General features: G+C 60.4%; 21 protein-coding genes and 1 tRNA gene. 16 read left to right on the top strand and 6 right to left on the bottom strand.

Annotation, left to right across the window (positions count from 1 at the left end; translation table 11 throughout):
- Window positions 1-5: 5 nt before the first annotated feature.
- The gene (nrdE, locus tag QKD99_RS02040; protein WP_198491998.1) at window positions 6-2,168 is read left to right on the top strand and encodes a class 1b ribonucleoside-diphosphate reductase subunit alpha; all 2,163 of its coding nucleotides are present in this window, start codon (window positions 6-8) and stop codon (window positions 2,166-2,168) included.
- Window positions 2,169-2,223: 55 nt separating this feature from the next.
- On the opposite strand, the gene QKD99_RS02035 is transcribed toward nrdE, so the two are convergent.
- Window positions 2,224-2,919, bottom strand: a complete 696-nt coding sequence (locus QKD99_RS02035) for an FCD domain-containing protein (protein ID WP_347950572.1) — start codon at window positions 2,917-2,919, stop codon at window positions 2,224-2,226.
- Between the two features lie 146 nt (window positions 2,920-3,065).
- Here QKD99_RS02035 and nrdF point away from each other — a divergent pair, with 146 nt between their 5' ends.
- From nrdF to QKD99_RS02015, 4 genes are all read left to right on the top strand, one after another.
- Window positions 3,066-4,055: a class 1b ribonucleoside-diphosphate reductase subunit beta gene (gene nrdF, locus QKD99_RS02030; protein WP_005323941.1), complete on the top strand. Its 990-nt coding sequence runs from the start codon at window positions 3,066-3,068 to the stop codon at window positions 4,053-4,055.
- Between the two features lie 342 nt (window positions 4,056-4,397).
- Window positions 4,398-6,092, top strand: a complete 1,695-nt coding sequence (gene ctaD, locus QKD99_RS02025; protein ID WP_198491996.1) for a cytochrome c oxidase subunit I — start codon at window positions 4,398-4,400, stop codon at window positions 6,090-6,092.
- 103 nt (window positions 6,093-6,195) lie between these two features.
- Window positions 6,196-7,386: a phosphoserine phosphatase SerB gene (serB, locus tag QKD99_RS02020; protein WP_347950571.1), complete on the top strand. Its 1,191-nt coding sequence runs from the start codon at window positions 6,196-6,198 to the stop codon at window positions 7,384-7,386.
- Complete coding sequence (locus QKD99_RS02015) at window positions 7,379-8,110, top strand: aminoacyl-tRNA hydrolase (RefSeq protein ID WP_284788751.1); 732 nt, start codon at window positions 7,379-7,381, stop codon at window positions 8,108-8,110. Before serB ends, QKD99_RS02015 begins: the two co-directional genes overlap by 8 nt.
- Here the strand turns inward: QKD99_RS02015 and QKD99_RS02010 are convergent.
- Both QKD99_RS02010 and QKD99_RS02005 read right to left on the bottom strand, forming a co-directional pair.
- Window positions 8,076-10,055, bottom strand: coding sequence for an ATP-dependent DNA helicase (locus QKD99_RS02010; protein WP_347950570.1), 1,980 nt, complete (start codon window positions 10,053-10,055; stop codon window positions 8,076-8,078). The two genes, QKD99_RS02015 and QKD99_RS02010, sit on opposite strands and share 35 nt — an antisense overlap.
- Before the next feature lie 18 nt (window positions 10,056-10,073).
- The gene (locus QKD99_RS02005) at window positions 10,074-11,402 is read right to left on the bottom strand and encodes a nicotinate phosphoribosyltransferase (protein WP_347950569.1); all 1,329 of its coding nucleotides are present in this window, start codon (window positions 11,400-11,402) and stop codon (window positions 10,074-10,076) included.
- A 122-nt stretch (window positions 11,403-11,524) separates the two neighbouring features.
- Here QKD99_RS02005 and clpS point away from each other — a divergent pair, with 122 nt between their 5' ends.
- The 8 genes from clpS (at window position 11,525) to rdgB (ending at window position 16,943) form a co-directional block, all read left to right on the top strand.
- Window positions 11,525-11,851 (top strand): ATP-dependent Clp protease adapter ClpS, encoded by a 327-nt coding sequence (gene clpS / locus QKD99_RS02000; RefSeq protein ID WP_005323948.1) that lies wholly within the window; start codon window positions 11,525-11,527, stop codon window positions 11,849-11,851.
- Window positions 11,852-11,855: 4 nt separating this feature from the next.
- Window positions 11,856-12,392: a DUF2017 domain-containing protein gene (locus QKD99_RS01995; protein ID WP_049377279.1), complete on the top strand. Its 537-nt coding sequence runs from the start codon at window positions 11,856-11,858 to the stop codon at window positions 12,390-12,392.
- Complete coding sequence (locus tag QKD99_RS01990) at window positions 12,392-13,318, top strand: P1 family peptidase (RefSeq protein ID WP_284811574.1); 927 nt, start codon at window positions 12,392-12,394, stop codon at window positions 13,316-13,318. Before QKD99_RS01995 ends, QKD99_RS01990 begins: the two co-directional genes overlap by 1 nt.
- 13 nt (window positions 13,319-13,331) lie before the next feature.
- A complete protein-coding gene (locus QKD99_RS01985; RefSeq protein WP_347950568.1) occupies window positions 13,332-13,985 on the top strand; it encodes a rhomboid family intramembrane serine protease in 654 nt (217 codons plus the stop codon).
- Window positions 13,985-14,764 carry a glutamate racemase gene (gene murI / locus QKD99_RS01980; protein WP_049377276.1) on the top strand — a complete coding sequence of 260 codons (780 nt, stop codon included), beginning with the start codon at window positions 13,985-13,987 and terminating at the stop codon, window positions 14,762-14,764. Before QKD99_RS01985 ends, murI begins: the two co-directional genes overlap by 1 nt.
- Before the next feature lie 71 nt (window positions 14,765-14,835).
- Window positions 14,836-15,597, top strand: coding sequence for an MBL fold metallo-hydrolase (locus QKD99_RS01975; RefSeq protein WP_269953642.1), 762 nt, complete (start codon window positions 14,836-14,838; stop codon window positions 15,595-15,597).
- Window positions 15,598-15,612: 15 nt separating this feature from the next.
- Entirely contained in the window at window positions 15,613-16,341 is a 729-nt protein-coding gene (gene rph, locus QKD99_RS01970) for a ribonuclease PH (protein ID WP_005323955.1), read from the top strand.
- On the top strand, window positions 16,335-16,943 hold the full coding sequence (gene rdgB / locus QKD99_RS01965; protein WP_284844167.1) for an RdgB/HAM1 family non-canonical purine NTP pyrophosphatase: 609 nt from the start codon (window positions 16,335-16,337) through the stop codon (window positions 16,941-16,943). Before rph ends, rdgB begins: the two co-directional genes overlap by 7 nt.
- Here the strand turns inward: rdgB and QKD99_RS01960 are convergent.
- The gene (locus QKD99_RS01960) at window positions 16,940-17,284 is read right to left on the bottom strand and encodes a DUF3817 domain-containing protein (RefSeq protein WP_204611086.1); all 345 of its coding nucleotides are present in this window, start codon (window positions 17,282-17,284) and stop codon (window positions 16,940-16,942) included. The two genes, rdgB and QKD99_RS01960, sit on opposite strands and share 4 nt — an antisense overlap.
- A gap of 2 nt (window positions 17,285-17,286) precedes the next feature.
- A complete protein-coding gene (locus QKD99_RS01955; RefSeq protein ID WP_347950583.1) occupies window positions 17,287-17,676 on the bottom strand; it encodes a hypothetical protein in 390 nt (129 codons plus the stop codon).
- Window positions 17,677-17,799: 123 nt separating this feature from the next.
- Between QKD99_RS01955 and QKD99_RS01950 the strand changes: the two genes are divergently transcribed.
- Together QKD99_RS01950 and QKD99_RS01945 are read left to right on the top strand one after the other, a co-directional pair.
- Window positions 17,800-17,881 (top strand) — tRNA-Leu (locus QKD99_RS01950).
- A 78-nt stretch (window positions 17,882-17,959) separates the two neighbouring features.
- Window positions 17,960-18,550 carry a hypothetical protein gene (locus QKD99_RS01945; RefSeq protein ID WP_284844168.1) on the top strand — a complete coding sequence of 197 codons (591 nt, stop codon included), beginning with the start codon at window positions 17,960-17,962 and terminating at the stop codon, window positions 18,548-18,550.
- Here the strand turns inward: QKD99_RS01945 and QKD99_RS01940 are convergent, their stop codons facing one another.
- On the bottom strand, window positions 18,551-20,461 hold the full coding sequence (locus tag QKD99_RS01940; protein ID WP_284768747.1) for a solute carrier family 23 protein: 1,911 nt from the start codon (window positions 20,459-20,461) through the stop codon (window positions 18,551-18,553).
- A 316-nt stretch (window positions 20,462-20,777) separates the two neighbouring features.
- On the opposite strand from QKD99_RS01940, the gene pflB reads away from it, so the two are divergent.
- Window positions 20,778-22,865 carry a formate C-acetyltransferase gene (gene pflB, locus QKD99_RS01935; protein ID WP_336620593.1) on the top strand — a complete coding sequence of 696 codons (2,088 nt, stop codon included), beginning with the start codon at window positions 20,778-20,780 and terminating at the stop codon, window positions 22,863-22,865.
- Window positions 22,866-22,890 lie beyond the last annotated feature (25 nt).

Below are 22,890 nucleotides of genomic sequence, written 5' to 3'. Positions count from 1 at the left end.
CAGCTGTGAGTACGCAATTGGGGAAGACCGTCGCCGAGCCAGTAAAGCCAGAAGAGCAATTGGATTACCACGCTCTGAACGCGATGCTGAATCTCTACGATGCTAATGGCAAGATTCAGTTTGAAAAGGACCGCGAGGCCGCTAACCAATTCTTCCTGCAGCACGTTAATCAAAACACGGTCTACTTCCATGATCTGGAAGAAAAGATCGATTACCTGATTAATAACAAGTACTACGACCCGCAGGTCATTGAGCAGTATGATTTCTCCTTTATTAAGGAGCTATTCAAGCGCGCTTATTCCTATAAGTTCCGCTTCAAGTCCTTCCTGGGTGCGTATAAGTACTACACCAGCTACACGCTGAAGACCTTTGATGGCCGCCGCTACCTCGAGCGCTTTGAGGACCGCGTGTCCATGACGGCCCTGTTCTTGGCGGACGGCGACGCAGGCTTGGCCGAGCACCTCGTAGACGAGATCATGACCGGCCGCTTCCAGCCGGCTACCCCGACCTTCCTCAACGCCGGCAAGGCCCAGCGCGGCGAGCTCGTCTCCTGCTTCCTGCTGCGCATCGAGGACAACATGGAGTCCATCGGCCGCTCCATCAACTCCGCGCTGCAGCTTTCCAAGCGCGGCGGCGGCGTGGCCCTCCTGCTGTCTAATATCCGCGAGTCCGGTGCACCAATTAAGCACATTGAGAACCAGTCTTCCGGCGTCATCCCCGTGATGAAGCTGCTGGAGGATTCCTTCTCCTACGCCAATCAGCTCGGTGCCCGCCAGGGTGCCGGCGCGGTCTACCTCAACGCGCACCACCCGGACATCATGAACTTCCTGGATACCAAGCGCGAGAACGCGGATGAAAAGATCCGCATTAAGACCCTCTCGCTGGGCATCGTCGTGCCGGATATCACCTTTGAGCTGGCTAAGCGCAATGATGATATGTACCTCTTCTCGCCGTATGACGTCGAGCGCGTCTATGGCAAGGCCTTCGGTGACATCTCCGTCACCGAGCACTACGAAGAGATGGTGGAAGACCCACGCATCCGCAAGAAGAAGATCAACGCCCGCCACTTCTTCCAGACCGTGGCCGAGCTGCAGTTCGAGTCCGGTTACCCGTACATCATGTTCGAGGACACCGTAAACCGCGCGAACCCGGTGAAGACCTCGTGGATCAACATGTCCAACCTGTGCTCGGAAATCCTGCAGGTCAACTCCGCATCCGAATTCAACGCGGACCTGACCTACGAGGAGCTGGGCAGCGATATTTCCTGCAACTTGGGTTCCCTGAATATCGCAATGACCATGGATTCGCCGGACTTCGCCAATACGGTGGAAACCGCCATTCGTGGCCTGACCGCCGTGGCGGATAAGACCTCCATCGATTCCGTGCCGTCCGTGCGCCGTGGTAATGACGAGTCCCACGCCATTGGCCTGGGCCAGATGAATCTGCACGGTTACTTGGGCCGCGAGCATATCGAGTACGGCTCGGAAGAGGGCCTGGACTTCACCAACGCCTACTTTGCGGCCGTGCTGTATGCGGCGCTGCGCGCCTCCAATAAGATCGCCCGCGAGCGCGGCGAGTACTTCACGGAGTTCCCGCAGTCCGAGTATGCCTCCGGCGAATTCTTTGACCGCTACGATCCGGAAGAGTTCAAGCCGAAGACCAAGAAGGTGCAGGAGCTTTTCGACGCCTCTTCGATCCACACCCCGTCCGCCCAGGACTGGGAGGATTTGAAGCAGGACGTGGCCAAGTACGGCCTATACAACCGCAACCTGCAGGCGGTGCCGCCGACGGGCTCGATTTCCTATATCAATAACTCCACCTCGTCCATCCACCCGATTGCCTCCAAGATTGAGATCCGCAAGGAAGGCAAGATCGGCCGCGTCTACTACCCGGCGCCGCACATGGATAATGACAACCTGGAGTACTTCAAGGACTCCTATGAAATCGGCTACGAGAAAATCGTCGATACTTATGCCGTAGCCACCAAGTATGTGGACCAGGGCCTATCGCTCACGCTCTTCTTCAAGGACACCGCGACCACTCGTGAGGTCAACCGCGCGCAGATTTATGCGTGGCGCAAGGGCATTAAGACCTTGTACTACATCCGCCTGCGCCAGATGGCGCTGGAAGGTACCGAGGTCGAGGGCTGCGTATCCTGCATGCTCTAAACCGCAGGTAGGGCGCCTCGCTGCACGTCGCGGGGAAGGACGTGCATCGAGGCGTTTAGCCGTTTTCGGCCCTAGTGCGGTCGAGAATGGTGCGGGAGGTTTCTTCGGCGGCGTCGGCAAGCCCGGCATCAATGGCGCGGGCCAGTTCCATGTGCAGCTGTGTGGTGCCGCTGATGGGGTCGCGTTTGCGGGAGCCGAAGACGGACTTGCCCTTGAGCATCGCCACTAGGGAGGGGGCGAGCGCGGCGAGCATTTCATTGCCGGAGGCCCGCAGGATGAGGGTGTGGAAGCGCAGATCGGTTTCCAATTCTTCGCCTACGCGCGGAGACGGGGTGGATTCCAGCTCGGCCAATCGCGCGGCGAGGCGCAGCAATTCCGCCCGCTGCTGGGCGGTGGCGTTGCCGGCAGCCAGACGCGCGGCCACCGGTTCGATGCCAAGCCTTAGCTCGTTGAGCCGGGCCACTTGCTGCCCGCACGTTTTATCGTTGTCTAAGCGCCAGGCAATGATCGCTGGGTCATATACCGCCCACTTCTCCATCGGTAGCACCGTGAGGCCCACGCGGCGCCCAGAGCTCACCATGCCGAGATGCTCCAAGGCACGCATGGCCTCGCGGGCCACGGTGCGGGAGATGCCAAAGCGCTTTTCGACGTCCCCCAGCCGGAACCGCTCGCCCTCCGCGAGGTCTCCGCGTACTATATCCGCGCCGAGTTGATCCACCACGGAACCGAGTAGGGGAGGGGTAGCGCTCATGGTGGGGGAATCCTCTCTGTGCAGGCACTCGGAATAGCTGGGATCAGTATAGGCATGAGGCATCCACCACAATGATTTAGAGGGCGGGCGAATTGGGTATGCTGGGGAGCTAAAAGTGTCCGTTTTGAGTATTGGAGTGACGCCGCGTGTCGCACGAGTATGATGACTACGTTTCTAGTCATGAAAAGCCAGTTAAGGCCATTAACTGGAATAGCATCCCGGATGAAAAGGACCTCGAGGTATGGGATCGCCTCACCGGTAATTTCTGGCTGCCGGAAAAGGTCCCCGTCTCCAATGACCTGCCTAGCTGGAAGACGCTGACGGAGAAGGAAAAGGAAACCACCATGCGGGTCTTTACCGGCCTGACGCTGCTGGATACCATCCAGGGCACCGTGGGTGCGATTTCCCTCCTTCCGGATTCCCAGACTCTGCATGAGGAAGCGGTCTACACCAATATCGCCTTCATGGAGTCCGTGCACGCCAAGTCCTATTCCAATATCTTTATGACCCTGGCGTCCACGCCGATGATCAACGATGCCTTCCGCTGGTCCGAAGAAAACGAGAACCTGCAGAAGAAGGCCAAGATCATCTTGTCCTACTACAAGGGCGATGATCCGCTGAAGAAGAAGGTGGCGTCCACGCTGCTGGAGTCCTTCCTGTTCTACTCCGGCTTCTACCTGCCGATGTACTTCTCCTCCCGTGCGAAGCTCACCAACACCGCCGATATCATCCGCCTGATCATCCGCGATGAGGCTGTGCATGGTTACTACATTGGTTATAAGTTCCAGCAGGCGTATAAGCAGCTGGATGAAGAGCACCAGGCAGAGCTGAAGGAATACACCTTCGACTTGGTCTATGACCTCTATGACAATGAGATCGACTACACCGAGGATCTCTACGATGACCTGGGCTGGACCGAGGACGTTAAGCGCTTCCTGCGGTACAACGCCAATAAGGCACTGAATAACTTGGGCTTTGAGGGGCTCTTCCCAGCCGATGAGACCCGCGTTTCCCCGGCTATCTTGTCCTCGTTGTCGCCAAATGCCGATGAGAACCATGACTTCTTCTCTGGTTCGGGTTCGTCCTATGTCATCGGCAAGGCTGAGGACACCACGGATGATGACTGGGATTTCTAAGCATTCCCGCTGATCAGCGTGGTCTTGCAGCACACCTTCTGCTCGAACTCAACCGAAAGGTTGATAACGAGCGGGGGTGTGTTTTTGCGTTTTGGGGCCGCACAATTCGGCGCGGCTGTGACATATAGCACGGTGTATTTCTGGCGAAAACCGTAGGTGGAAATAGTGGCCGCGCCACGTGCAGGGGCAATGTGGCAGATGTGGTCAATGGTGAGGCGTGTCTTCGCATCCGAGTATTGGGGGAAGCTGGAAAGAACAGGGGAAAATGGCCTAATATAAGGCGAGTAAACCTAGGTGTAGGTGGAGTCTGTCCACAGACACTTTGTTATTCAGGAGGATTTTATGACCGCTGTGGCGCCACGGGTCGACGATTACGTCGCCCCCACACGTCCAGAGCCAACCGGTAACGCGAAGACCGGTTCAAAGGCTTGGGTATTTCTAACCACCACCGACCACAAGCAGCTGGGCATCATGTACTTGATCATGTCCTTCAGCTTCTTCTTCCTCGGTGGCTTTATGGCACTGTTGATCCGCGCGGAGCTGTTCACCCCGGGTCTCCAGTTCTTGTCCAATGAGCAGTTCAACCAGCTGTTCACCATGCACGGCACCGTGATGCTGCTGCTGTTTGCGACCCCAGTCGTGTGGGGCTTTGGTAACTACATCCTGCCGCTGCAGATTGGTGCGCCGGACGTGGCCTTCCCGCGTCTGAATGCCTTCGGCTTCTGGGTTACCCTGCTGGGCGGCATCGTCATGCTGTTGGGCTTCGTTACCCCAGGTGGTGCGGCTGACTTCGGCTGGACCATGTACATGCCGCTGGCTGATGGTGTCCACACCCCGGGCATCGGCGCGGATATGTGGATTGTCGGCGTGGGCGCTACCGGTGTCGGTACCATTGCCTCCGCTATCAACATGATTACGACCATCCTGACCCTGCGCGCACCGGGCATGACCATGTTCCGTCTGCCGGTCTTCAGCTGGGCTGTGTTTACCGCATCCGCCATCGTGCTCATGATTTTCCCACTGCTGACCGCTGCGGCACTGGGCGTTCTGTATGACCGCAAGCTGGGCGGCCACATCTACGATTCCGCTAATGGTGGCGCCATCCTGTGGCAGCACCTGTTCTGGTTCTTCGGCCACCCTGAGGTCTACGTCTTGGCACTGCCATTCTTCGGCGTTATCTCTGAGGTCGTTCCGGTCTTCTCCCGCAAGCCGGTCTTCGGCTACATCGGCCTGGTCTTCGCACTGCTGGCCATCGGCTCCCTGTCCATGGCTGTGTGGGCACACCACATGTTCGTCACCGGCGCTATCCTGCTGCCGTTCTTCTCCTTCATGACGTTCCTGATTGCGGTTCCAACCGGCGTTAAGTTCTTCAACTGGGTGGGCACCATGTGGAAGGGCCATATCACCTGGGATACCCCGATGATCTTCGCCATGGGCTTCATGACTACCTTCCTGTTCGGCGGCATGACCGGCGTTATGCTGGCATCCCCGGCCCTGGACTTCCAACTGGCTGAGTCCTACTTCCTGATTGCACACTTCCACTACACCCTGTTCGGTACGGTTGTATTCTCCGCCTTCGCCGGCCTGTACTTCTGGTTCCCGAAGATGACCGGCCGCATGCTGGACGAGCGTCTGGGCAAGATTCACTTCTGGTTGACCTTCATCGGCTTCCACGGCACCTTCCTGGTTCAGCACTGGGTCGGCAACATGGGTATGCCGCGTCGCTACGCTGACTACCTGGAGTCCGATGGCTTCACGGTCTTCAACCAGATTTCCACCATCTTCTCCTTCGTTCTCGGCGCTTCCGTTATCCCGCTGGTGTGGAACGTATTCAAGTCCTGGCGCTACGGCGAGATCGTCACCGTGGATGACCCATGGGGCTACGGCAACTCCCTCGAGTGGGCAACCTCCTGCCCGCCGCCGCGTCACAACTTCGTGTCGCTGCCGCGTATCCGCTCCGAGCGTCCGGCCTTCGAGCTGCACTACCCACACATGGTTCAGCGCATGCGCGAAGAAGCACACGTGGGTAGCCACTAAAGCGATATAACTCGCTAAAGCACTCCTGACTTAAGCCGCCTCCCAGCCCGCCAAAGGCCGTGGGAGGCGGCTTTGGCGTATCTTATTTGCCCTACGTGCGATAATGGGCGGCGTGAGTACCCAAGCTGATACCTATGCCGTCATTACCACCACTGGGCCGGACAAGCCCGGGGTCTCGGCGGCCTTTTTCCGCGTGTTGGCGTCTTATAGCGCCGCGCTTGTCGACGTCGAACAGGCCATCTTTTCCGGCCGCATCACCCTCGCTGCCCATACCCGCATTCCCCGTACGCGCGCCGAGCAGATTGAACAAGGTTTGCGCAATACCTTGAGCATCTACGGGCAGCAGGTATCCGTGGACGTGCGGGAGGAGGAATCTAGCGCGCGAGCTCGCTCCACGCATGCGGTGGTCCTCATGGGAACGGAAGTAACCGCCCACCACGTAGAGGAGGTCGCCCGCGTATTGGCCAATTTCGATGCCAATATCGATCGCATCCGCGGGCTTTCCACTTCTCCGCTGACCGGGCTGGAGCTTTTCTTGTCCCTCCAAGGTTCCGCGGCACCCGTTCGCCAGGCGCTAGCAGAGCTCGCACAGCAGATTGGCATCGACATTGCCATCGAGCCGGCGGGTCTGGGCCGGCGTTCCAAGCGTCTCGTTTGCTTCGACTGCGATAGCACCCTCATTCAAGGCGAGGTCATCGAGATGCTGGCCGCGCACGCCGGCAAGGAGGAAGAGGTTGCCGAAATCACGGCCCGGGCTATGCGCGGCGAATTGGACTTTGAGGAGTCCCTGCGTGAGCGCGTGGCCGTTTTGGCCGGCCTGGATGCTTCCATCATTGATGAGGTAGCCCGCGAGATTCAGCTGACCCCCGGCGCCCGCGAGACTATTGCCACGCTCAACCGCATCGGTTATCGCACCGCTGTGGTCTCCGGTGGCTTCATTCAAGTCCTGGAGGGACTAGCCGCAGAAATGCAATTAGATTACGTCCGCGCCAATACCTTGGAAATCGCCGATGGCAAGCTCACCGGCCGCGTAACCGGCAAGGTGGTTAATCGCAAGGCCAAGGAGGAATTCCTGCGGGAATTCGCCGCAGATTCCGGGGTAGGCATGCGCCAGACGGTCGCCGTGGGCGATGGTGCCAATGACATTGATATGATTATCGCCGCGGGACTGGGCATCGCCTTTAACGCTAAGCCGGCGCTGCAAGAAGTGGCGGATACCTCGGTAAATCACCGGCGGCTGGATGAAGTACTACAGATTTTGGGAATCCCGGCCGAGGAGGTTGTGCGTGGATAAGTTTGAAATCGCCCACCAGCGCTTGGTAGAAGCTTGTGACTCGCGCTCGTGGCGCGATGACCCAGAAAACCCTGACGAGCCCTCCACCATCCAAGCGATGCAGATTGCGCTTAACCTGCCAAAGCAGGAGCCGCCGGCGCGCACGGAGGTGCTGGAGGCGGCCGCCAGCGCCGTTGTGGCCGTGTGCTTGGACGAGCGCGCGGGGGAGGACGGGGCCTTCGCCCACGCCCTGGACCAGTGGTACGGCCACCGCATCCGCAAGATCGCCCGCCGGGCCCGCAATAAGGCCTGGCGCGATGTGCAGAGCCTGCCCGGCGTGACCGTGGCGGACCGTGCCCGGGCCTTCGCGCCTTCGGCTGTGGGGGAGGTGGATCCGCTCATCGGCAAGCTGCAAATCGGTCACACTGACCTTGCTTATGATGAGCCGGGAGCCCCGCTTGGCGATGCCCCCGTTATCTACGTCGACCGCAGCCTCGACATGTCTGCGGGCAAGGCCGCAGCGCAGGTGGGCCACGGTTCGATGATGCTCGCCGCGGCGATGTCGGTGGGAGAGGCCCGTGCCTGGGCCGACACCGGTTTTAAGCTTTCGGTTCGTGAGGTGTCCGGAAAAGATTTTCGCACCGCCTGTGCGCAGGACGGCGCCGTGATCATCGTAGACGCCGGCTTTACAGAGATTGCGCCGGACTCGGCTACCGTGTGCGCCCTGCGGCGACTAATCGCTTAAGCGCGCCGCGCACCGTATCCGGGTCGGTGGTTTGCCAAAAGCGCGGCATGGAGGCCTTGAGGAAGCTGCCGTAGCGCTTATACTCCAAGCGGTTATCGAGCACGGCCACCACTCCGCGGTCGGTCACGTGGCGCAGCAGGCGGCCTGCGCCCTGTGCCATGAGCAAGGCGGCGTGGTTGGCGGAAACCTCCATGAACCCGGAGCGGCCCGCAGCATCGGCTGCCTGGGCGCGCGCCTGCATCAGGGGATCGTCCGGCCGGGGGAACGGAATGCGGTCGATGATGACCAGCGAACAGGCCGGCCCCGGCACGTCCACGCCTTGCCACAGGGTAAGTGTGCCGAAGAGGCAGGAGTTTTCCTTCTGGGAGAATTTTTCTACCAGTGCGCCGATGGAATCCTCGCCTTGCACGAAGAGGTCAAAGGGGATGCGCGGCTTGAGGGCGGTGGCCGCCTCTTCCGCGGCGCGGCGGGAGGAGAACAGACCAAGCGTGCGCCCGCCGGCGGCCATAATGAGCTCGTAGACCTCATCGATGGTTTCTTTGGGCAGGCCATCGCGGCCCGGCGCGGGTAGGTGTTTGGCGGTGTACAGGATGCCGGATTTGGCTGGGTCGAAAGGCGTGCCCGCGTCCAAGGTGTCGTAGGTGCCGCTCGGCATGCCCCACTGCGCGGCCATGGCATCGAAGCGGCCGCCGAGGGCGAGGGTGGCCGAGGTCAGCACCACCGTCTGCTCCCCAAAGAGGTTCTCGCGCAGCATGTGGGCGATGGATAGGGGCGCCACGGCGAGGGTCTCGGCGTCGCTGCGGGGATCGCGCTCGAGCCAGACGACGTCATCTTGCTTGGCCGGGTCATCGGTGGCGAAGACCTCCAGCATGCGCGCTACGGCTTGCGCGAGGTCGGAGAAGTGGTTGCTCAAGTTTTGGCGCTCGGCGTTTTTCTCCGGATCGTCGGTGGCTTCGCCTTCTGGTGCGCGAGAAATGAGGGACTTAACGCGCAGGAATTCGTCGGCAAGCGCGCGCAAGTGGCCCTGTGCGGTTTCATCTAAGTCCGTCCAGCGGCCTGGCTCTTGGATTTTCATCAGGTCATCAAATTCTTCGGCCAAGTCCGCGAGGCTGCCGGCATTGCCCAGCGACTTCGCGCGGTTCGCGGCCATCTTGATGGCGCGGGTAGTAATCTCCGCTGTGGACACCGAGGTGATGCGGCCGTCGAGCTCGTGGGCCTCATCGATAATAGCGACGTCGTGCTCCGGCAAAATATTTGCCTCAGAAACCGCGTCGATGGCGAGCATGGCGTGGTTGGTGACCACGATATCGACGTCGGCAGCCGCCCTGCGAGCCTCTTCCGCAAAGCAATCCGGCCCGTGCGGGCAGCGCGAAGCGCCCAAGCACTCGTTGGAGGTTACCGATACCGCCCGCCACACCACGTCCGGCACGCCCGGCTCTAGATCATCGCGGTCACCAGTGTCAGTTTCCTGCGCCCACTCGTGGATACGGCGCACGGCCTTGCCGCGGTGGGAGATCTCGGATTCGTCGATAAGTGCTTCCGGATCATCCGGGGTAGCCGCAATCTTATTCATGCACAGGTAGTTATTGCGTCCCTTCATGATGGCGAAGGTGGGCGTACGCTCCATTACAGGGGCGAGCGCCTCAGTAAGCCGCGGCAGATCGCGCTCCACCAGCTGGCGCTGCAAGGCTAGGGTAGCGGTAGAGACGATGACGGTGGACCCCGAGTTCATCGCATGCCGGATAGCCGGGACCAAGTAGGCCAAGGATTTACCGGTACCGGTACCGGCCTGCACTGCCAGGTGGCGCTCCTTTTCGAGCGCAGCCGAGACGGCGGTGGCCATGCGCACCTGGCCTTCGCGCCGGCTGCCGCCCAGCGCGTCAACGGCCTTGCCCAGCAGCGTTTCCGTGTCGAGGTTTAGGGGCTCATCTGCGTGCTCACTCACCCCACACAGTCTAGCGGCCTACTTTTTAAAGCCCACCATCCGCGTGGGTACGGCCGCCTCATCGCGCGAGAGCGCCAGGCCTTCCCATGGCAGAGTCTTGCGGGCCTGATCCAGATACTCGCGGGAGGCATGCAGATCCGGCAGTCCGTCGACGATGTGGCCATCGCGCATGAGCGGAATGGTCATCTCGCGGGTCTCGAGCTGGCCGGTATCCGGCGCCGGTGCCTCAAAGGGGTAGACGATTTCCTCCACGGCGACGCCGGAGGAACGGTAGGTGCGTAGCGCGCGCTTGGCACCGCCGACGGATTGCTTGGAAGTAGAGCGCTTGGCCACTGGGATGCCATCTACCTCCACTACCTTGTAGACCATGCCGGCTGTAGGCGCGCCGGAGCCGGTGACCACGGACGTGCCGACGCCGTAGACATCGACAGGATCGCCGCGCAGGCCAGCGATGGCAAACTCATCGAGGTCAGAGGAGACCACGATATTGGTATTGTGGTTGCCCAAATCATCCAGCTGCTTGCGTACGCGGCGGGTGACGGCGCCCAAGTCACCGGAATCTATGCGGACCCCACCTAGCTGCGGGCCACCTACTTTCACTGCGGTTTCTACGCCCTTGGTGATGTCATAGGTATCGACCAGCAGGGTGGTCTCTACACCCAGCGTGTCGATCTGGGAGCGGAAGGCGGCCTCTTCATTCGGGGTACCATCCGGGTTGGTATGCGCCAAGGTCCAAGAGTGCGCGGCAGTGCCGGAGACCGGAATACCGTAGCGGTAGCCAGCCTCCAAATTGGAGGTGGCTTCGAAGCCAGCCAGGTAGGCTGCGCGGGCGGCGGTTACCGCCGCATACTCGTGGGTGCGGCGCGAGCCCATCTCGATAATCGGGCGGCCATCGGCAGCCGTGACCATGCGGGAAGCAGCCGAAGCCACTGCGGAATCGGCGTTCATGATGGACAGGATGACGGTCTCCAAAACCAAGCACTCCCCAAAGGTGCCGCGCACCGTCAGGATGGGGGAGTTGGGGAAATAAAGCTCACCCTCGCGGTAGCCGTCAATCTGCCCGGAAAAGCGGTAGTGACGCAGGTATTCCTTGGTTTTGTCATCCAGGAAGTCCATCTCTGCTAGCTGATTGGCTGAAAAGCGAAAATCCTCCACCGCACGCAGGACCCGCTCGGTGCCGGCAACCACGCCGTAGCGGCGCTCATTGGGCAGACGGCGGCCGAATACCTCGCAGGTGACCTGGCGGTTTGCCGAGCCGTCTCGCAGCGCGGCCTGGAGCATAGTGAGCTCGTATTTATCCGTCAGTAGAGCAGTGGAGCGATCATTAGGAATAGCTTTGTCATTCACGGGAGTGATAATACCCACTGACTAGGTGTTTTTCAGAGGTTTAGATTCTTTGGGCCTAGATTGTCCGCAGCTAGATTGGGCTGGCCCACAATAAATCCCCAAAAGTGGTTAGGCTAGAAAGCATGAAGGCGCAATTTCCCGTAGTCCGCATGAGCTCTCCTATGGCTACGCCCGAATTGGATGAAGAACTCGACGTAGATGTGGCCACGAGTGAGAACCTCCCGTGGATGTGCATCGTGTGGGATGACCCAGTCAACCTAATGAGCTACGTGTCTTACGTATTCCAAACCGTTTTGGGATATGACAAGAAGCGAGCCAATGAACTCATGATGCAGGTCCATACTGAGGGCAAGGCTGCCGTCTCCAGCGGCGAGCGCGACAAAATTGAGGCAGACGTGAAAAAGCTCCAGATCGCGGGTCTGTGGGCAACGATGCAGCAGGCAGGTTAAATATATGCAACCGTGGAAGAAAAAGAAGTCCCTCATGCGCGCGCCGAAGATAACGGCCGTTTTTGAGCCAATGGAGCGCGAGGTATTAGGTGATCTCACCGCTACCGTCTCCGAGGCGATCATCGGGCGCGCGCAGTCCGCACCTAAGGATGAGCTAGCAGAGATGCTGGACATGCCTACCGGCCACACCGAAGCCCCGGACGATCCCTCTCTGGCCCGTCTCTTTCCGGACTTTGAGATGCCCGGCGATGAGGAATACGAAGGCGATGCTTCTTTGCTGCGCTCGCTGCACGAGAATGACATTGCGCGCGCCAAGCTAGAAAACCTTCAGGTCATCGGTTCGGCCCTTGGCCCCACCGGCGGGGTAGAGGTCACCATCAGTGAGCAGGAGGCCCAAGCCTTTGTTGCCGGCCTTAATGATTTGCGCCTCTATGTTGCGGCAGGCGATGTTTCCGATGAAAACCTGATGTTGGACCGCGACAGCCTCGTGGAATGGTTGGCTTTCTGCCAAGATTCGCTGCTGCAGGTGCTGATGGACTAATGCTAGACGGCATGAGCATCGGGCACTATAGCGGTGCCGATACTGGAGTCACGGTGCTCTACTGCGGGCCGGGTGGCGCGCTCGGCAGCGTCGACGTGCGCGGCGGCGGCCCTGGCACCCGCGAAACAGACCTTTTGCAGCCGCATAATACGGTCGAGCGCGTCCACGCCGTGGTGTTGGCGGGCGGTTCCGCCTTTGGCTTGGCGGCTGCCGACGGCGTAATGAATGAGCTGGCGCACGAGGGGATTGGCTTCCCTGTCTTTGGCGAGGATAAGCCTGGCCCGCGCGTGCCCATCGTCCCCGGAGCCGTCATCTTTGACCTCTTGGTCGGGCCTTCCCGCCCTGGGCCGAAAGAAGGCGCAGCCGCGCTGCGAGCTGCCCTTGCGGGCAACGATGAATCCATGGGGTCGGTGGGAGCCGGCGTGGGGGCTACCGCTGGCAAGCTGCGCGGCGGGTTTGGCCTCGCTTCGCGCCGAGTGGGTGAGTATGAGGTCTCCGCCGCGATGGTCGCCAATCCCGTAGGCGAGGTCATCGATCCGCAGTCCGGCCGGCTGTACGGCGCGCCGGGTCGCACTCCGGTCAATGCTGCCGCCTACCGCGCCTTGCCGCACCCAGCGGAGTCCAAGCTCAATACCACCATCGGCGCCGTGCTTACCGACGCCCCCGTAACCACCGCCCAAGCCCAACGACTGGCAATGACTGCCCACGACGGCATCGCTCGTGCGGTGCGGCCTGCCCATTCACCGCTAGACGGCGACACCATCTTTGCCTTGTCGACCGCGCAGCGCCCAGCTGAACTCAGCACGCAGGAGATCACCCAGCTATGCGCCGCGGCCGCCGATGCCGTGGAGGAGGCTATCGCCAACGCGGTTACCGCCGCCGATCCCGGCCTAGGCTTGAGCGCGTACCGCGATCTGCTGGACTAAGATAAAGCGCATTATGACTTCAGGCGGAATATCTAACTACCGGCCGGCGCCCTCGGGGCCGGTCAATCGCGGCGATTCCAAGAATTACACCCGCAGCGGCCGCATCACCACCGGCTTTTCCATAGCCTTTGGCTTCCTTGTCGTGGAGTGGGCAGTCCATATTGTCAACGCCTTCCTCTTTGGCGGCCAGCTATCCAATTACGGCATCCGCCCGTTAGATTTCAACGGAATTTGGGGGATTTTTTCCGCTCCACTGCTCCACGCGAACTTTGAGCACTTGATGTCTAACTCGGTGCCCGGCGCCATCTTTTGCTTCCTCATCGGTCTTTCCGGCCGCAAGGCCTGGTGGGAGGTCACGCTGATTACCACGCTGGTGGCTGGCCTCGGAACCTGGTTTATCGGCGGTCCCGGTACCTCGCATATCGGTGCCTCCAGCTTGGTCTATGGCTGGCTGGCATATCTGATTGTGCGCGGAATTTTTAACCGCTCACTCCTCCAGACCATCTTGGGCATCGTGCTCGGCTTCGCTTACTCCGGCTTGGTATGGGGCGTGTTGCCCGTCTACGAGGGCGTGAGCTGGCAGGGCCACCTCTTCGGCGCCATCGGCGGAATCCTTGCCGGCATGACCATTACCTCGGACGACCCAGTTAAGGCAGTGAAGCGTTAATGCCAACTGCAACCTCTCCCATCGGCATTTTTGATTCCGGCGTGGGCGGGCTCACCGTGGCCCGCGCGGTGATGGAACAGCTGCCGCACGAATCCGTCATTTATACCGGCGATACCGCTCACAGCCCTTATGGCCCGCGGCCCATCTCTGAAGTCCGCGCCTTTTCTCAAGACGTGGCCGATCGGCTGGTGGAGCGTGGCTGCAAGATGTTGGTCATTGCCTGCAATACCGCCACCGCCGCCTTCTTGCACGATGCGCGCGAGCGCTACGATATTCCCATCGTGGAAGTCATCCGGCCTGCGGTGCGCCGCGCCATGTCCACCACGCGCAACGGAAAAATCGGCGTCATCGGCACTGAAGGCACCGTCAAATCCGGTGCCTATCAGGATCTCTTCGCGCTCAACCCCAAGGTGCAGGCCTTTGCCACCGCCTGCCCGGATTTTGTTCCCTTTGTCGAGCGCGGCATTACCGCCGGTCGCCAGATCCTCGGCGTTGCCGAGGGCTACCTGGCCCCGCTGCAGGAACAAGGGGTAGACACGCTGGTTCTAGGCTGTACGCATTATCCGCTGTTGACTGGGATCATCCAGCTGGCGATGGGAGATAATGTCTCGCTGGTGACCTCTTCGGAGGAGACCACCAAGGATGTGATGCGGATCCTCACGGAAACGGATATGTTGGCCCCCGCAGAGAATCAGCCGGTCCACACTTTTGAATCCACCGGAGATCCGGAGGCTTTTGCCCGCCTTGCCAGGCGCTTTCTCGGCCCCCAGATTGCATAAGGAAGTGGAATTTCTCCCCCGTTTGCACGTTGAATACGCATGCGGGGTGATTTCATGGAACTATTGAGCCCATGAAGCTGACCATCCTAGGCTGCTCCGGTAGCGTCCCCACCGCCCAAAATCCCGCCTCCGGCTATTTGCTGTCCTTCGATAATGCGCCGTCCATCGTCCTCGACATGGGCCCTGGCACCTTGGCGCAGCTGGAACAGCAGCAGGATCCTTGTGATGCGCACGTGGCCTTTAGCCACCTCCACGCCGATCACTGCCTTGATTTTCCTTCCTTGATGGTGTGGCGCCGCTTCCATCCCACGGCGCCGGCGGCTTCGCGCAATATGTGCTTCGGGCCGAAGGCTACGCCCACGCACCTGGGCCGCCTGTCCTCCGATGAGGTCGATGGCATCGATGACATGTCCGATACCTTCGCCTTTAGTGCCTGGGAGCCGGGCGAGCGCCAGCTGGTAGATGACGTCTATATCACCCCCTTCGCGGTAAACCACCCGGTAGAGGCCTATGCCTTGCGCGTGGAGCACACGAAGACGGGCCAGACTATTACCTATTCCGGTGACTCTTCGTATACGCCCGCGCTTGTCGAAGCCGCCCGTGGCGCCGATATCTTCCTCTGCGAGGCGGCCTGGGGCGAGACCTCTGAGGGTAAGGCGCCGGACATGCACATGTCGGGCGCGGAAGCCGGTAGGGCGGCGCGCGAGGCGGGTGTGAGCAAGCTGGTGCTCATCCACATTCAACCGTGGGGCGATGCGCAAGCTACTTTGGAGGCAGCCCGCTCCGAATTCGACGGCGAGATTGTCCTCGGCGCCGCGGGGATGGAGTTCTAAGATACGCTGGACGGCATGACTGAATTTACTCGTGCCGATGGGCGCGCGCTGGACCAGATGCGCAGCGTCCGCATTACCCGCAATTTCACCACCAACCCGGCCGGCTCGGTGCTGGTGGAGTTTGGCAATACCCGCGTCATGTGCACCGCATCCGTGGAATATGGCGTGCCGCGCTTCAAGCGCGATTCGGGCGAAGGCTGGCTTACCGCCGAGTACGCCATGCTGCCTTCCGCGACCCATGACCGCATGCCGCGCGAATCCATGAAGGGCAAGGTCAAGGGCCGCACCCATGAGATTTCCCGCCTCGTCGGCCGCTCCCTGCGCGCCGCGGTGGACCTGGAGGAGCTGGGCGAGAACACCATCCAGCTCGACTGTGACGTCCTCCAGGCCGATGGCGGCACCCGCACTGCCTCTATCACCGGCGCCTATGTTGCGCTTGCCGACGCCATCGCACACCTCAAGGCCGAGGGCGTTGTCCCCGGCGAGCCGCTGCTCGATCCCATCGCTGCGGTCTCGGTTGGCATCATTGATGGCGAAATCTGCCTCGACCTGCCCTATGAGGAAGACTCCCGCGCCGAGGTCGATCTCAACGTAGTAATGCAAGAATCCGGCGACTTCGTAGAAATCCAGGGCACCGGTGAGCACGGACTCTTTGGCCGCGAGGAGCTCAACGAGATGCTAGACGTAGCGCAGAAGGGCTGCCGTGAGCTCATCGCCGCACAGAAGGCGGCGCTGGGGTGGTAATTCTCGTCGCGTCCAATAATCCGAAGAAGCTCGCCGAGCTCGAGCGCATCCTGGCCGATGCCGGTATCGAGGGCGTCGAGCTGCGCCCGCTTTCCGCCGTGGAACCCTACCCAGAGCCGGTAGAAGATGGCCGCACCTTTGCCGATAACGCGCTCATCAAGGCCCGCGCCGGCGCGGCTGCGACCGGCTTTGCTACCGTCGCGGATGATTCCGGCCTAGCCATCGAAGAGCTCAACGGCATGCCCGGCGTGCTTTCCGCCCGCTGGTCCGGACAGCACGGCAATGACCAGGCCAATAATGACCTGGTCTTGGCGCAGATGGCCGATGTCCCCGATGAGCGCCGCGCCGCCGCTTTCGTCTCCGTCTGCGCGCTCGTGACTCCCGATGGCACCGAGCACGTGGCCGAGGGCCGCTGGGAGGGCAGCTTCCTGCGCGAGCCGCGCGGGGACAACGGCTTTGGCTATGACCCGCTCTTTCAGCCAGAAGGCGAGTCCCGGTCGGCTGCGGAGATGTCCCCAGAAGAAAAGAACGCGGTCTCGCATCGCGGCCGCGCTCTAAGTCAACTGGTCCCCGCCATCGCGGAGCTGGTTCGCAGTTCCTAAAGCTGGAACTCCTCCTTAATCTCCTTGCGGCGTTTGTGCTCCATCCAGAAGGACAGGAAGGGCACCACGCCGGCAAGGGCGGTGGTAAAGAGCTTGCCCACCGGCCACAGGGCGCGCGGGCCGAGGATGAGGATGGACAGCAGGTAGGTCATGTACGCGATGCCGTGCACGATCGCGATATAGGTGGCCCACTCTGGGATCTCCATGCCGATGAGGTATTGGCAGACCATGCGGATGACCAGGATAATCAGGAAGACACCGGTCACGGTGGCCGCGATGGAGAAAAACTTCAAGGGGCCGCGGATACGGGCCTGGCGGGCGGGGTGAACTTTATTGGTCATAATCAGCTTTCTTCATTCTCGCCGCGCCGGCGGCGCGGGGTATTCATGGCGTTAAACGTTTCCACATCTATCTGCGGCCGCTGGGGCAGGAAATCATCATCGATTTTGGTTTCCGCCTGCGGCTGAGCGGGGGATTCAGCCGGGGCCTCAGTGACGGTGCTATCCATGTCGCGGGCTTCTTCCTCGGCCGCGAGGCGCTCGTTTTCATAGCGCAGCGTGGTGCGATAGGCGTAGACCACGAACACGGCGAACAGTGGCCACTGGAAGGCATAGCCCAAGTTTTGGAAGGTGCCCGAGCCGGAGCGGAAGCGCGTCCATTGCCAATAGGCCAGGAATAGGAAGAGCACGACGAAAAACGCGATGAGGAGGATGTGCCACCACCGCACCTGCATGCGCTTGTTCTTCTTTTCCTCTTGAGTGCTCACGCGTTCCACCCTACCCACCAGCGGCCGGAAAACAGAACACCCCTGGTTTCTGGATTGACGGCGTGCCGTGTACACTATGGCAAGTCCCCCGCGCCCGTGGCGGAATTGGCAGACGCGCTAGATTTAGGTTCTAGTGTCTTATGACGTGTGAGTTCAAGTCTCACCGGGCGCACAATCGGCGCCGTCGGCTCGCAGAGTCGGCGGCGCTTTCGCATATCACCGCCCGCATAGTCGTCCTAAGATGGTCATCATGAAAAAGCTGCTTTCCACCCTTATCGCCGTCATTCTCATTGCCACCGTGGCTGCCGCCGCGGTGTTCATTTGGCAGGTACGGGAACCGGTGGAGGTGGAGACCGAATCGAGTAATACCAAGGTCATCAAGGCCGTGGAGCGCGAAGAGCAGGTGGTGCTCGTCTCGCTGGGTATCGAGGGCCTATCGGAGGAATCCGCCACCAGCAAGCTGTGGAATTGGCAGGTCCCGGGCAGCGAGCGCACCCAGTACATCAAGTACTCCTACCGCGCGAAGCTCGGCATCGAAGGTTCCCAGGTGCGAGTGGAAGAAGAATCCCCGCACCACTTCCGCGTGGAGATCCCGGAGTTCATTTTCATCGGGCACTCGGATGAGAATTTCGAAACCGCGGTGGAGGACAACGGCGCGCTGAGCTGGATTACCCCGGATATCGATAAGGCGGAAACCATCACTAAAATCCTCAATGAGGACAAAAAGAAAGAGGACATCGCCGATAATCGCGATGTCCTCCAATCCCAGGCCAAGCAGTTCTACACCGGCATTATTTCCGGCGTGGACCCAGAGGCCGAAGTGGACTTTTCCTTTCGCTAACTAGTCCACCTCGGTGAACTTGCGGTCCCACGAGGAGCGGACTGGGTTGGCATCGGCCAGCAGGATATCGAAGCGGTCGTTGGCAATTTCTACGATTTCGCCCAGCGCGGTGCGGTACTCCTGCTCCGGGGAGTTGGCCAGGCGGCGCACGCCGGCATCAATGACGCGGTCGACGGTGTCATTGGTATCCAAATAGGCCACAAACGGCATATCAAAGCGCTCGCGGTAGGCGGCGGAAAGCTCGGTGATGCGCTCGGTCTGCACGTCATCCAGGTCGGTCAGACCGAGGGAGCCGCGGTCGGCGGAGATGGTGGCGGCCTCGTCGGCGTCGGCAAGCAGCAGCTTATCCATGGCCGGGTAATCGTGGATGAGGGCGGCGCGGCGGGAATCATCCGCGGTTAGCACGGCCACCTGAATGGCCGCGCGCAGTTCATTAACATCGCCGAAGGGCCGCGACTCCCACGCCAGCTCCAGCGGCCAAGTCTCGTTATTAAACAGAGGGCGCAGCGCGGAGACGAATTCCTCGCGGGAGGCGGCATTGAGCTGCTGCAAGCTCACGCTCTTGCCGACGGCCCGAGACACCTGCGTTCCCTGCTTGCCCCCTGTGTGGAAGAACAAAAGGTTGAGCACGATGGCGGTAATGGCGCCGATGGACATGCCAGAAGAGACGAAGGTTTGCGCCCACTCCGGGAAGGCGGTGGCGATATCCGGTTTGAAGGTCACCAGCATGGCCAAGCCCAGCGCGGAGGTGACGATGACGGAGTTGCGGCCATCGGAAAGATCGGCCTTGGCGATGGTCTGCAGGCCCACCCACGCCACGTTGGCAAAAAGTGCCAGGGAGGCGCCGCCGAGAACGGGGGAGGGGATGGAGGCCACGACCGCGCCGGCCTTAGGCAAAATGCCCAGCACCATCATGAACCCGGCGGCGGCAACGGCCACCCAGCGCGACTTCACGCTGGTCAGGCGCACCAGGCCAACGTTTTGGGCAAAGCAGGTATAGGGGAAGGAGTTCATCACGCCGCCCACCAGGGTGGACAGACCATCGGCGCGAATGGCACGCACGACATCATCGCGGCGGATGCGCTTTTTTACAATCTCACCGGTGGCAAAGACGTCACCGGTGGTCTCCACCATGGTGATGATCATGACGATGATGAGCGAGAAAATCGCTACCAGGTCAAACTTCGGCATACCGAAGTAGAACGGGGTAGTAATGCCGAGGGCGGGGGCGGAGGAGACCTCGTCAAAGGAGGCGTCGCCAAGCACGAGCGCCACGCCAGTGCCTAAGACTAGGCCGATGAGCACGGCCAGGGTACCCAGGAAGCCGGAGGAAAAACGCTGCACCAAGATGATGACTGCGAGCGTGCCAAAGCCATAGAGCAAGTCGCGGGTGGCCGGCACGCCCTCGGCGTAATTGACAAAGTCATTGGCCGACACCCCAAGCAGCGACGTACCCATGACCAGTAGAACCGAGCCGGTGACCACCGGCGGGAAGAAGCGCAGCACCTTGCCAAAGACCGGCGCCGCAAAGAAGGTAAAAAGGCCGGCGACAATAATGGCGCCATAAATGGTTGGCAGCGAGGCCACCCCGCCCGCGCCGTCGGTCGCGCCCAAGCCAATGGCAATAATCGGGGAGACGGCCGTTGTAGTCACGCCCTGCACGATGGGCAGGCGCACGCCAATGCGCTTGCCGACGCCCAGGGATTGAATGATCGTCGCTATGCCACAGGTCAACAGATCCGCATTAATGAGGTGGATGGTGGTTTCCGCATCCAGATTGAGCGAGCCGGCAATAAGCAGCGGGACGATGACTGCGCCGGCATAAAACGCCAGCACATGCTGTAAACCCAAGGCAGCTAGTTTGGGGGCGGGTGGGACGATATCTACTGGATGCTTGGGCTGCGAAGCCACGAAGTCCTCCTTTGTGCGGAAGCGAAGCTGAACGGGATTAACAGTAGAGGTTCGTGCAGGTAGGGACCAAAATCTTAGGGTGATGAGGGACACGTTCGGGGCTAGTTCACCCCCGATAAAAGACGTACGTGCGTTCTGCATGAAATCACTAACCAGCTAAACAACACGACCGGTTTATTACTTGGCTTTCAAACGTTTGCGAGACTTGTTATTACCAGGGAATTGGTCAACAATTGAGGCCAGAGGGGCTTGGTGCTGTGGCTCGAAGAAAGCGGCATTTATCCCCTGCTAGAAATTCGCCCGAAAGAAGGGAATTATGACTACCGCAACGCAGCCTCAACAGTTTGAAGCTTGGAAGGGTTTTGAGTCCGGTCCGTGGACCGAGGGCATCAACGTCCGCGACTTCATCCAGCGCAACTACACGCCGTACGACGGCGACTCCAGCTTCCTGGCGGGCCCGACCGAAAAGACCAAGCGCGTCTGGGAGACCCTGGAAAAGAACTACCTGTCCGTCGAGCGCGAAAAGCGCGTTTACGACGTCGACACCCACACTCCGTCAGACATTGACGCTTTCCCGGCCGGCTACATCTCAGAGGACGACGACGTCATCGTCGGCCTGCAGACTGATACCCCGCTGAAGCGTGCCATGATGCCATTCGGTGGCTGGCGCATGGTCAAGCAGGCTATCGGCGAAGCGGGCAAGGAAGTAGATCCTGAGGTGGAGAAGATCTTCACCCGTTACCGCAAGACTCACAACGATGCGGTCTTCGATATCTACACCCCGCGCATCCGCGCTGCTCGTTCATCACACATCATCACCGGCCTGCCGGATGCTTACGGCCGTGGCCGCATCATCGGCGACTACCGTCGTGTTGCACTTTATGGTGTGGATTACCTGATCGAGGAAAAGCAGGCTTCCCGCGATTCTGTCGCAGATGCTGGCTTCTCTGAGCACTGGGCACGCTACCGCGAGGAGCACTCTGAGCAGATTAAGGCCCTGAAGAAGCTCAAGAAGATGGCCGAGTCCTACGGCTTCGACATCTCCCAGCCGGCTAAGACCGCTCACGAGGCAGTGCAGTGGACCTACTTCGGCTACCTGGCTTCCATTAAGTCCCAGGATGGCGCCGCAATGTCCATCGGCCGCCTGTCCGCCTTCTTCGATTGCTACTTCGAGCGCGACCTTGCCGCAGGCATCATCACTGAGGAAGACGCCCAGGAAATCATCGACTCCCTGGTTCTCAAGCTGCGTATCGTTCGCTTCCTGCGCACCATCGACTACGACCAGATTTTCTCCGGCGACCCGTACTGGGCAACCTGGTCCGACGCCGGCTTTGGCAATGACGGTCGCCACATGGTCACCAAGACCTCCTTCCGTCTGCTGCAGACCCTGGTGAACCTTGGCCCATCACCTGAGCCAAACATCACCATTTTCTGGGATCCGAAGCTGCCAGAGGGCTACAAGGAATTCTGCGCCCACATCTCCATTGAGACCTCCTCCATCCAGTACGAGTCTGACCGCCAGATTCGTGAGCAGTGGGGCGACGACGCCGCAATTGCTTGCTGCGTTTCCCCGATGGAAGTTGGCAAGCAGATGCAGTTCTTCGGCGCTCGTGTGAACGCCGCAAAGGCACTGCTCTACGCCATTAACGGTGGCCGCGATGAGGTATCCGGCAAGCAGGTTGTCGAAGGCTACGAGCCCATCAAGGGCGATGGCCCGCTGGACTTCGATGAGGTCTGGCAGAAGTACGAGGAGATGCTGGACTGGGTTGTTGGCACCTACGTTGAGGCCCTCAACATCATCCACTACTCCCACGACAAGTACGCCTATGAGGCAGTCGAGATGGCGCTGCACGATTCCAATATCGTCCGCTCCATGGGCTGCGGCATCGCCGGCCTGTCCATCGTTGCCGACTCCCTGGCTGCTATCAAGTACGCCAAGGTCACCCCGGTACGCGACGAGACCGGTCTGATTACGGACTACATCACCGAAGGTGAGTTCCCGTTCTACGGCAACGATGATGACCGCGCCGATGATATCGCCGCTACCATTGTCCACACTGTGATGGAAAAAATTAAGGCCATCCCGATGTACCGCAATGCCATCCCAACCCAGTCCGTGCTGACCATTACCTCGAACGTGGTCTACGGCAAGGCAACAGGCGCCTTCCCGTCGGGCCACAAGGCCGGCACGCCGTTCTCCCCAGGCGCTAACCCTGAAAACGGTGCTGACAGCCACGGCATGGTTGCTTCCATGCTGTCCGTCGGCAAGCTGGATTACAAGGACGCCTTGGACGGCATCTCGCTGACCAACACCATTACTCCTTCCGGATTGGGCCGCACCCCAGAAGAGCGCATCAATAACTTGGTGGGCGTTCTGGATGCCGGCTTCATCATGGAGAAGTAAAAACCACCAACCCTCAACCATCCCG

The organism is Corynebacterium sp. c3Ub_189 (genome assembly GCF_039907195.1).
In the GTDB taxonomy this organism is placed as follows: Bacteria; Actinomycetota; Actinomycetes; order Mycobacteriales; family Mycobacteriaceae; genus Corynebacterium.
The sequence above is the reverse complement of the archived record's forward strand: the minus strand, read 5'-3'. Positions and strand labels throughout refer to the sequence as shown.